The organism is Mycobacterium sp. IDUB_19, assembly GCF_055419445.1.
In genome coordinates this window covers 99591-109989 of the sequence record NZ_JBVAXR010000001.1, presented here as the reverse complement: position 1 = coordinate 109989, position 10399 = coordinate 99591, and the positions used below count along the sequence as shown (strand labels likewise).

10 protein-coding genes, 1 tRNA gene and 1 other RNA gene are annotated in these 10399 nt (G+C 68.5%); 7 read left to right on the top strand and 5 right to left on the bottom strand.

The genetic code is table 11. The features are described 5' to 3' along the window. Positions 1–51 precede the first annotated feature (51 nt). Positions 52–1344, bottom strand: coding sequence for an aspartate aminotransferase type Ic (locus ACZY0B_RS00555; RefSeq protein WP_463761985.1), 1293 nt, complete (start codon positions 1342–1344; stop codon positions 52–54). Between the two features lie 76 nt (positions 1345–1420). Next, an RNA gene (gene ffs / locus ACZY0B_RS00550) (signal recognition particle sRNA small type) lies at positions 1421–1517 on the bottom strand. A gap of 77 nt (positions 1518–1594) precedes the next feature. On the opposite strand from ffs, the gene ACZY0B_RS00545 reads away from it, so the two are divergent. Together ACZY0B_RS00545 and ACZY0B_RS00540 are read left to right on the top strand one after the other, a co-directional pair. After that, positions 1595–1680: transfer RNA gene (locus ACZY0B_RS00545), tRNA-Ser, on the top strand. A gap of 58 nt (positions 1681–1738) precedes the next feature. Next, positions 1739–2566, top strand: a complete 828-nt coding sequence (locus ACZY0B_RS00540) for a hypothetical protein (RefSeq protein WP_463761984.1) — start codon at positions 1739–1741, stop codon at positions 2564–2566. Here the strand turns inward: ACZY0B_RS00540 and ACZY0B_RS00535 are convergent, their stop codons facing one another. Together ACZY0B_RS00535 and ACZY0B_RS00530 are read right to left on the bottom strand one after the other, a co-directional pair. Beyond that, positions 2567–3310, bottom strand: coding sequence for an enoyl-CoA hydratase/isomerase family protein (locus tag ACZY0B_RS00535; protein ID WP_463761983.1), 744 nt, complete (start codon positions 3308–3310; stop codon positions 2567–2569). 52 nt (positions 3311–3362) lie between these two features. Continuing rightward, entirely contained in the window at positions 3363–3749 is a 387-nt protein-coding gene (locus ACZY0B_RS00530; RefSeq protein ID WP_463762361.1) for a hypothetical protein, read from the bottom strand. A 137-nt stretch (positions 3750–3886) separates the two neighbouring features. Between ACZY0B_RS00530 and ACZY0B_RS00525 the strand changes: the two genes are divergently transcribed. The 3 genes from ACZY0B_RS00525 (at position 3887) to ACZY0B_RS00515 (ending at position 7555) form a co-directional block, all read left to right on the top strand. Further along, positions 3887–4369, top strand: a complete 483-nt coding sequence (locus ACZY0B_RS00525; RefSeq protein ID WP_463761982.1) for a lipoprotein LpqH — start codon at positions 3887–3889, stop codon at positions 4367–4369. A 97-nt stretch (positions 4370–4466) separates the two neighbouring features. Continuing rightward, the gene (locus ACZY0B_RS00520; protein ID WP_463761981.1) at positions 4467–6197 is read left to right on the top strand and encodes a hypothetical protein; all 1731 of its coding nucleotides are present in this window, start codon (positions 4467–4469) and stop codon (positions 6195–6197) included. After that, the gene (locus tag ACZY0B_RS00515; protein ID WP_463761980.1) at positions 6194–7555 is read left to right on the top strand and encodes a CHAT domain-containing protein; all 1362 of its coding nucleotides are present in this window, start codon (positions 6194–6196) and stop codon (positions 7553–7555) included. Before ACZY0B_RS00520 ends, ACZY0B_RS00515 begins: the two co-directional genes overlap by 4 nt. 3 nt (positions 7556–7558) lie before the next feature. On the opposite strand, the gene ACZY0B_RS00510 is transcribed toward ACZY0B_RS00515, so the two are convergent. After that, a complete protein-coding gene (locus ACZY0B_RS00510; protein ID WP_463761979.1) occupies positions 7559–7873 on the bottom strand; it encodes a hypothetical protein in 315 nt (104 codons plus the stop codon). Positions 7874–7956: 83 nt separating this feature from the next. Here ACZY0B_RS00510 and ACZY0B_RS00505 point away from each other — a divergent pair, with 83 nt between their 5' ends. Beyond that, positions 7957–9276, top strand: coding sequence for a hypothetical protein (locus ACZY0B_RS00505; RefSeq protein WP_463761978.1), 1320 nt, complete (start codon positions 7957–7959; stop codon positions 9274–9276). Continuing rightward, a complete protein-coding gene (locus tag ACZY0B_RS00500; RefSeq protein ID WP_463761977.1) occupies positions 9273–10397 on the top strand; it encodes a hypothetical protein in 1125 nt (374 codons plus the stop codon). Before ACZY0B_RS00505 ends, ACZY0B_RS00500 begins: the two co-directional genes overlap by 4 nt. Positions 10398–10399 lie beyond the last annotated feature (2 nt).

Genomic DNA, 10399 nt, shown 5'->3' with positions numbered 1-10399 from the left:
CGCGGCGTCCTTGGCGCGCACGCGAGCCCCCAAGGCACACACACAACGCCGTCAGTTCACGCTCGGTGCCGGGGCGCCCAGCCGGGCCTCGGAAGCCGCCAGCAGCGCGCAGGTCGCCAGCCCGTCGACCGCGTCGCGCAGGTCCGGCAGCGACGGGAAGGTGGGCGCGATCCGGATGTTCTTATCCTCCGGATCCTTGCGGTACGGGAACGTCGCACCTGCCTCGGTGACCGCGATACCGGCGTCCTTGGCCAGCGCGACGGTGCGGCGGGCCGTGCCGGGCCAGACGTCCAGACTGATGAAGTAGCCGCCCTTGGGCTCGGTCCAGGAAGCGATCTTGGAGTCGCCGAGCCGCTGCTCGAGGATCTCCAACGTCAGGGCGAACTTCGGCGCCAGGATCTGCTGGTGGCGCTGCATCTGCAGGCGGACCCCGTCGGCGTCGCCGAAGAAACGCAGGTGCCGCAGCTGGTTGATCTTGTCCGGGCCGATCGACTTCTTCCCCGCGTACTGCAGGTACCAGGCGATGTTGCCCAGCGACCCGCCCAGGAAGCTGACTCCGGCGCCGGCGAAGGTGATCTTCGACGTCGAGGCGAAGACGTACGGCCGGTGCGGGTTGCCGGCCGTGGCGGCCAGCCCGAGGATGTCGACCTGGCGCAGGAAGTCGTGCGTCAGGGTGTGCACCGCGTAGGCGTTGTCCCAGAACAGCCGGAAGTCGGGCGCCGCCGTCCGCATCTGCACCAGCCGACGAACCGTTTCCCAGGAGTACGTGACGCCGGTGGGGTTGCCGAACACCGGCACCGTCCACATCCCCTTGATCGCGGGGTCGACGGCGACGAGCTCCTCGATCATGTCCACGTCGGGGCCGTCGTCGCGCATCGGGACTCGGATCATCTCGATGCCCATGGTCTCGGTGATGGCGAAGTGCCGGTCATACCCGGGCGCGGGGCACAGGAACTTGATGCTCGGCTCGTCCTTCCAGGGCCGTTGCGAGTCCACGCCGCCGTACAGCATCGAGAAGGCGACCAGGTCGTGCATCAGCTCCAGGCTGGAGTTGTTCCCGGCGATCAGGTTGGGCACCGGAATGCCGAGCAGCTCCCCGAAGACGGCCCGCAGTCCGGGCAGGCCGTGCAGGCCGCCGTAGTTACGGGTGTCGGTGCCCTCGGCGTCGCGGAAGTCGTCGCCGGGCAGGCTCAGTAGCTGATTGGACAGATCCAGCTGCTCCGGGGCCGGTTTGCCGCGGGTCAGATCCAAGTGCAGCTTCTTGGCCTGCAGCTCCGCGTAGTCCTGCTGGTTGCGGGTGTGCAGTGCGGTGAGCTCTTCGGGGCTGAGGGAATCGAACGCCACCAGGGGCCCTTTCGCTGTCGAACGCCGGAGGGTGACGGGCCGGCTACCGGCGTACGCACTGATCGCACGGCCCCACACATAGGGGACCCCGCGCACCCGACAGAGCCCATTGACCCTTGCTGCCTTCCGGCCCTGGGGGAATTCACAGGATAGACGCCGCGCGGGGTCCACCGAGAGTCTAGTACCTGCTCGCATCCGCCGATGACGGCCGCGGGACATTCCGCGTTGACCCAGCCGCTACCATTGCCACGGAGGATTCGCCTAGTGGCCTATGGCGCTCGCCTGGAACGCGGGTTGGGTTAATAGCCCTCGCGGGTTCAAATCCCGCATCCTCCGCAAATCGGGTGCACTCGGCCTCTAGGCTGACGTGGGCTCACCAGTATGAGGGAGGCGTATGGGGCGCAAGGTCGCCATACCGTGGCACTTGTTGTTTTCGATCGGTGCCGGCGTCCTCTATTTCCTCTGCGTGTTACCCCGCTGGTCGGAGTTGATGGGCGACACACCACGCGCACTGGGGATGGCGGGCCGGATCGGCTCGGGAGCGTTGTTTGCCCTGGCCGCGCTGCCCGTGGTGTTCACCCTGCTACGGACCCGTAAGCCGGAGCTGGGCGTGCCGCAGCTGGCCCTGACGCTCCGGCTCTGGTCAATCGTGGCCCACGTACTGGCCGGGGTGCTGATCATCGGCACCGCGATCAGCGAGATCTGGCTCAGCCTGGACTCCGCGGGACAGTATCTGTTCGGCATTTACGGCGCTGCCGCCGCGATCGGCGTGATCGGTTTTTTCGCGTTCTACCTGTCGTTCGTCGCCGAGTTGCCGCCGCCTCCGCCGAAACCGATCAAGGCGAAGAAGCCCAAACGGCGTGGTCTGCGCCGCAAGAAGGGCGACGAGGCGGACACCGAGGAAGCCACGGACACCGCTGAGGATGCAGAATCCGACGAGGCCGAGGCAGCGGACACCGAGGCCGCCGAAGCCGAAGAGGCCGAGACCGTCACGGCGAAGGAAGCAGAGCCGGAGCAGGCCGAAGAGCCCACAGAAGAACCCGACGCGACCACGGAAAGCGCCGAGACCGAGCCGGAACCCTCGACCGAGGAGCCGTCCGCCGAGGCCGACGACGACACCGAGGAACCCAGCAGCGGGCTGCGTAACCGCCGGCCGGAAGGCAAGGGCTCGCACCGCATGCGGCGCAGGCGCACCCGCGGCGGCATCGCCCTCGACGAGTGATCAGTCGCGGCGCCGAAGACTCTCCACGTAGGCGGCGATGCGCTGCTGCGTCTCGTCCGCACCCCACAGCTGGCGAACGTCGGCGTCGGTAGCGCCACCCTGACGGATCCGCGCCACCGCCGGCGCCCGCAGCTGGGCTTTCGTGTCGCGGTAGGCGTCGACCGGGATGCCGCCCAGGTCTGCGGCCTCCGCGACGGCCGCCTCGATCAGATCATCGGAGACGACGCGGTGGGCAAGCCCGCGGGTGATGGCGTCGGCCCCCTGGTAGGTGCGAGCGCCGAGCAGTACTTCCTCGGCCCGATCTCCGCAGGCGTAACGCATGACTTCCAGCGCGGCGACCGGGAACGAGACGCCGACGCGGACCTCGGCTGCCCCGATCCCCGCCTCGGGACCGATCAGGCGACGATCGCAGGCACACGCCAGCACGCACCCCCCGGCGATAGCCGCACCATTGATGGCGGCGACCGTCGGCCACGGAAAGCTGAACAACGCGTCGAACGCATCAGACAGCGCCGGAACCAACCGATCGGTGTAGTTGCTACCGCCGTCGACCACGCGGTTGAGGTCGACCCCCGCGCTGAACACCCGACCCGCGCCGGTGATGACCAGCGGTCCGTTGCCCGAGTCCTGCAGTTCACGGAAGGAGCGGGTCAGCTCCTCAAGCACTTCCACATCGAGGGCGTTGACGCGCCCGGCCGAAAGGGTCAACACCCGCACCGCACCGACGGTCTGGATCTCAATCACAGTGACACTCAAGCACTGCGCCCGGCGCAGCGATTTCCCGGGTGCCGCCGCCCTACTTGCCGCGGCTCAGTGTCGCGAGCACAACAGGTATGGGGGTGTTCTCGTCGGTGTGATAACTCGCGCAGACACGGTGGTAGCCGTCGGCGATCTGCAGCGGTACACCGGTCACGATGTCGCCGCGCACCAGCAGGATCGGCGAGAGCGCGACACCTTTTTCGATCTTGCTGAGATCGGCGGCGACGTGTGGGTTATCGACGGGTAACAGGCTTAGCTGCGCGGCTCGCAGGATGTCCTTGGCCTTCTTGTGCGTCACGGTTCCGCCCTGCAGCCGTTTGGTCAGCTTATTGACAGTGGCCGGATCCGCGATGAGGTCCAGGTAGTCGGCGGCTGCCGGAAAGTCATGTGCCTCAGTCTTTTCCAACCAATTCACGCTGGCCATCCGATGTTCTCCCTTCAGTCCGTCGCCGGAGCCTACCGCTTGCGCCCAAGAAAATTGGGATCGGTAGCAATTCGGGCGTTCTGTACTTGCTTCCATGACGACGCCAACGGGGCGGCGCATGAAGGAAGGAATCACCAGTGAAGCGTCTTCTCGTGGGAGCGATCGGAACTCTCGGCATCGCCTCGGCGGTGGTCGGCTGCTCAAGCGGCGGCCACACAGCCAGCCCGGCGTCGAGCACCGCCCCTAGCGTCGCCTCCGGGAGCGGTGCTCAGATCAAGGTCGGTGGCACCGACCTGGCGGGCGTCAACCCGTCCTCGGTGACCTGCGTGAAGCAGGGCGGCAAGATCGACATCGGTAGCGGATCCACCGGCGGTGCGCAGCAGGCGCTGGCCGTCGTGATGACCGACGAAGCAACTCCGAAGGTCGAATCGTTGGCACTCGTGGTGGACGGCAACGCCTTGTCGGTCGCCAACAACATGGGTGCGAAGGTCGGGTCGGCCAACGTGGCGGTGGACGGCAAGACCTACACCATCACCGGTCAGGCGCAGGGCGCCGACCTGAAGAACCCGATGGCCGGCATGATCACCAAGGACTACAGCATCAAGGTGACGTGCGGCTAATCGGCTTTACCCCGGGCGGCGGACATGCTTCACTCACATGTCCGCCGCACCGGGCTGTCCGGGGCAGACCCCCGGCAAATGGATTTATGATGCAGCCGTGTCGATCTCCGGCGAACTAGAGCGTGCCCGCCGACTGGCACTGGTCGCCGACGAGACCGGCGCCCAGGACCTGTTGCTGTCCCTGGTGCCGCAGATCGAGCGGGAAGATCGCGACGATCTGATCCTGGAGGTCTTCGCTCAGCTGGGCGAGATCTACCTCGCGCGGGGCGCGAATGACGGAGTGCACGAGTGCATCCGGCGCATCGGCGACTGCCTGGCGATCTACTCCGGGATCATGGCCGGCACGATGCCGGAAGCGGCCGGCCAGGTCAGGATGCCTAATTCCGACGTTGCGCACATGATCGCTCGCTACTCGCGGCGGGCCCAGTTCCTGCAGACCGGCGTGGCCGCGGCGCAGGGCGACCACGAAGGCGCCGAACACGCGCTGGCCGAGCTGAGCCAGGCCGGCGACGTGTTCCCCGAGCTGGCCGACGAGCACGCCCGCCTAGTCATCCACGCACAGGTGCTGTGCGCGAGCGCGCTGTGCGACGACGACCTGCACGTGCGGTCCATTCCGTTGTGGGAGCGGGTGCTCGGGGCGGTCGACCGCCTCGGCGACGCAGAATTCGACGACCAGCTGCGGATAGCCGCGGCCACCGCGTACGGCAGGTTCTGCGTCGAGACCGGGCGGCTCAGCGAAGCCGAACCGTGGCTGCGTCGCGCCGGAGCCAGGGCCAAGGCGCGGGGTTGGGAATTAGCAGAGGCCAGAACACAATTAGAGCGCGCGGCGGCGCGCTGGTTGGTCAGTGACCACGCGACGACCGAGCAGCTGGTCTCCGAGGCCTACCCCGTCATCGCGCGCCACGAGCGGGCACACGATATCGCGCGGTGCTGGCTGTACATGGGTCTGACCCGGCTGGGATCCGGCGCCCTGGAAGGCGCGGACGAGTGCTGGGAGCATGCCGAGCGGGGATGGCGCGAGGTGGGCAAGCCGTTGTACCTGCAACGTATCTTGTTGCAGCGCAGTTGGATAGCGATCTTTTGCAGCCGGTTCGCTGACGCGGTCGAGCTGATCGCCCAGGCCCGCGAACTCCTGGACTCGTCGCCGCGCAGCAGCTGGCTGCAGTACGCCCAACTGGACAGTCACCTCGGCACCGTGTGGCGCGCGGATGCGTTGGCGGACCTCGGCTTCGACAGCTCGGGCGATCCCGACGAGACGCTGCAGGAAACGGAAGCCCGGCAGGCCGAGGGACTCGGCATCCTGCACGGCGAGGTCGGCACCCCCGAATACTGGCGCGCGATGACCAAGCTCGAACAGGCCGCCGAGCTCAAGCTCCCGGCCGCGCTGGCGGTCGACTCGGTGCGCTTTTCCATCACCGACGCCGACGCGAGATCACGCTGGGCGACCAGCATTTCGGCACCCATCCTGGCCGGCGCCTTCGCTGTCGCATACGAATGGGAAAACACCCAGCTGATCAGTGAGCTCGTCGAATACCACAGCGCGCGAGGCACTTTCGACACGGACGTGCAACGGCCGAAAATAGGCGAATGGGCGTCGACGGCGACCGCCACAGTGGTCGTCGACATGGAGGCGGAACCAGCCATCGCGCTGGCCGCGGCCGGGCCGCCCGCGGGTGCCGGCCGCTCGCTCACCCGGCTCGGGCCGTTGCCGCCGTTGCAGATGCAGCCCGACAGTCCGCCGATCATGAGTCACTATCGCGCACTGGCGCTGCAGCGCTACGGGCGTGACGTCACCGCCGCCGAACCCGCCTGGTCGACCTGGCCATGAGCGAGGCGGACCGGCTCACCCTTGTCCTGCGGTACGCCGACGTTGGGATCGCCACCTACGCCAGTTTGCGGATCGTGGGGCAGCCGTCGCGGACCGTCACCTGGGTGGTGGAGGAACCGATCCTGCTGGCGGCCATCGAGGAGCTGACCGACGCCATACCGGAGCCGCACGGCAGCGAGAGCCGGCGCGACGCCATCGAACGGGCCTTGGCCACCGGCCCTTTCGCAAATCCGGACACCGAACTTACGGTCGCCTACATCCTGGGTGTGCTGCTGATCAGCACGCAAGGCTGGCAGCTGTTGACGGAGTGCGTAAGCTCGCCCCGCGCAACGCTGTTCGTGGCCCCAAGCGCTCGGCTGGCGCGCGTCCCCTGGGGGTTGCTGGCGGTGCCGACATCGGGCCCGAGCAAAGAGGAATTGGTGCGCGCCCGCCAGGACGCCATCACGGCCAGCGGTCGGGTCGCGGCCCGGATCCCTTGGCAGCTCGCGAATATCAGCGAGCACACCGACGGCCATCGGCTGATGGAGTTGGCCGACGTGCTGATGGCGGTGCCGGCGAACATCGTGCACGCTCCGCGCACACCGACCGGATGGGAGGACCGCCGCGGCGGTCCGCCAGTCCTGGTCCTCGACCCTCGCGTGCCCGGGCAGCGCCCCGACTCCGCGCTCGGCTCGGTGCTCGGCAGGCCGTCACCGGAAACGCGGTTGGCGCAACACTTTGCCGAGCTGATGACACGCCAGGCGGTGCTGCCCGGAGTCGGCGGGGCGGTCGAACTGTTCCGTCGTCAGGATGCTGACCGCACCTGGCTGGCCGACTTGCTGGCGCAGCACCCTAGCCGGCTGCTCTACGTCGGACACGCGAGTTCTGCTGACGCGCAGCCAGATCACGCCGCCCAGGCCGACCGCGCGGCCCTGCACCTGGCCTGCACGGCGGCGACTCCCGGCGACGCCGACACCATCGGCGACCACCGTCCGCTCACCGCGTCGGACCTGATGGCGTTGCGGTTGCCGATGCCTCCCCGGGTCGCCCTGCTGGCCTGCGGTTCGGGCGGCGACTATCGATTCGACGAGGCGACCGGTCTGGTGGCGGCGATGATTCTGGGTGGCGCACAGTTGGTCACCGCCACACTGTGGTCGCTGCCCACCACGACCGCCTACCGTCAATTCGCCGGTACGGATGCCGATCCGATGACCGACGTCGTCGCCGCCGTCGACCGCGCCCATGAGGACGCCGACGCGGGCTGCGCGGTGAATCGATGGCAGCGCGAGCAGATGCGGCGCTGGCGGGACGGAGACCGCACGGCCAGCCCGCTGTATTGGGGCGCGCTGGTCAGTTTCGCTGTCGACGGCGCACGCTAGCACTCAGACCGCGGCCAGCCACGAAGCGTGGACCGCCAACACGTCGTCGGGCAGCGAAAGCTCCTCGCGGGCAGCGGGATCGAAGGCCACCAGAACGACGAGGCCGGGCCGCAGCACCGACACGTCGGGATCGTCCTCGCACCGCGCCAATCTGCCGATGAATGTCTCGCCCGATACGGCCACTACTTCGACGAAAACCTGCCGCTGGCCGGCGACATCGCGCACGGTGCCGACGCCGACGGTACGACCTTCGGTGTTCGGCCGCCGCCAGAACGCGAGACGCCCGACGCCCGCCAGCAATGTCCTCAGCTTGTTCATGCATAAAGGGTCTGCGTGTCAACCGGCTACCGAACCCAACTTTTTGGCTGCCGGTATCTCTGGAATGCCCCTATCCTGTGCTGATGAGCGCGGATCCGCAGCTGGCCACCACCGTGGCGGCAGGCCATCCACGCCGGTCGGTGATCGAGGCGGCGTGGCGGGCGATCGCCCCCGGCGTCGAGGTGCTCAGCGGTGACGACGGCGGACCGCTGACCCGGACCGTCAAGCGCATCATCGACCCGTTGGTGCTGCGGTTGCGGTCCAACCCGCAGTATTCGGCCCCGGTGGTCGCCCCTGAGACCGCCGCGGCGATGCGCGAACTGATCGTCGGCAGCGCATCCGAATTACGTGCCGCCGCAGCATGGTTCGCGGTCCTCAAACTCGAGCGCCGCCGGCAGCGGATCCGCTCCGGAAACGCCCAGGAGCTCTACTTCCCCGTGTGCTTTGAGCTCGCGGTCACCAGAGGCTCACCGGCCCCGGAGGATCGCGAGACCGCGGCCACCGTGCTCCACGAGATTCACCGGGGCCGCGACCGTACCGCGATCGAAGTGCTGCATCAGTACGTCGCCAGTGCGGATGTGGTGGCCACCCTGACCGATCAGCTCGAACGCAGTTGGGCTGACGTGCGGGCAGGCGAGACGGTGACGGGGCCGTTCCTGGCCGAGCTTGCCACGGTGCTCGGGCCCGCCCACGGACATCGCGCCGCGACGGCCCGGCAGCGGGTCTGGTGGGCCATGATCAGCGACACCACCCCGTACAATCTGGGCGCACTGGCCCGTGTCGAATCGGCGGAGCTGCCCTGGTCGATCGTCGACCTCGGACTGAGCTCGGTTGCGCCGCAACGTCCCCCGCCCATCGCCGGTGAGGCAGACAGCGATCGCCCGCTGGATCGCACTGTCGTGGACCGAGTCCGGGCGACGCTGCGCCGCGCCCTGGACCGTGACGCCCTGCCCGACATCCCGTTGCTCTGCGAGGAGGAAGTCGACCGCGCCTGCGCGCCGTGGGGGCTGCTGTCGGAGGACAAGCAAGCCACGCTGGTGGCCGGGATCGAGGTCGCGGTCGAGCTGGCGCCGCTGGACCGAACCGTGGCAAGCCGTTACGCGCTGGCAGCACAGATCCAGGCGCGACTGCGCAAGGAAGCGTACGTCCTGCACGCCCGGCGCTACCTCGCCGAGGGCGGTCCGATCCACCCTCGGCAGCGGCAGGTCGTCGACGACCTCGCCGCGTATGCGCCGCCCTACTTGAGCCGCCTGTGGGCCCGGCTGCACGGGCGCGACGTCTGGCAGGAGCCCTGCGAAGACGTCGACGAGATGCGGTCGCTGTTGGAGGGGGTCGCGCGCTCGGTGAGCCTCGATCACCGCCAGCGGATCAAGGCGATGTTGGAATTGCAGGTGGCCGGATGAAATTGGTTGCCGATTCCGGCCTTTGGAGCGTCGGGCCGGTCAGCGCCGAGACGCCGCTGGCCGCGGTGCTGGAAGTCAGCGGCGCCGTGCTGTCCTGGACGGTCGACGACCCACCCGGCGACGGGCGAGCCCAGATCACCTTCACCGATCTGTCGCGCGCCGACTGGCTTTGGCGGGTGTTCGGCGAAGCCGGACACGTCGCGCTGGCTGCTGCCGCGGACGCGGTGGACGGCGCGACCAGCATCGACCTCGCCGGCGTCAACATCGTGCCCGGGTCGGTCGACCCGTTGCGCCGACTGGCCATCGGGCATTGGCTGCGGCGCTGGTGGCCGGCGAGCCGGCAGGACGGCATCGTCGGCCTGGATCGTGCGCTGCTCGATGTCGAGATCGCGCTGCTGACCGTCGGCGCGCAGGGCTTCTTCACCGACGACACGCTGGATTCGGAGGTGGCCGAACTGCTGGCGCCGCATGCCGCGGCGTTGTTCACCCATCTCCGCAGCGATGATCCGCGGATCGCGGACCTGGTGCGCGCGGGCGCTGGGATTGCCGACGAGATCGGTGTGGACGACGACGCGTGGGCCGAACTGATTGCCGCTCTTGATGATTCGGATACGATGTCGGCTGCGCCGAGTGGGCGTCGCGACGACTACGCGCTGGCCGCGGGCGCCGACACGGGTCCCCGAAGCGCGACTCCGATCGCCAGGGGCGTCTCATCCGTCAACTGGACCGCGGTGCCCCCCGCCATCTTCGATGCGGGCGAGGACACCGTCGAGTGGAGCATCGAGGCGGGGGTAGCGGCCGTGGTGCGGGCGGCGACCGTCGGGCCGGACCCGGCCACCGGTATCCCGGTGCGGTTGCAGTCCGGAGCCATCAGCGGGGCCGGTGTTCTGGATGGCGATGGCCACGCGAACCTTCCCTTGCTCGACGCCGAGGCGCGGCCGATGAGCGAATCCGCGGCCTGGGATCACGATTGGGCGCAGACCGCGGTGATCGTCGGAGCCGTCACGAGCGAGCCCCGCGAAACCCGGGAACGGATTCGCCGTTGGGTGCACGCCCGCCTGGACCGGCCGCCGGCGGACGCGTTTCTGGCCGAGATTTTGGCTTCCGAATCCACCTACTAAGC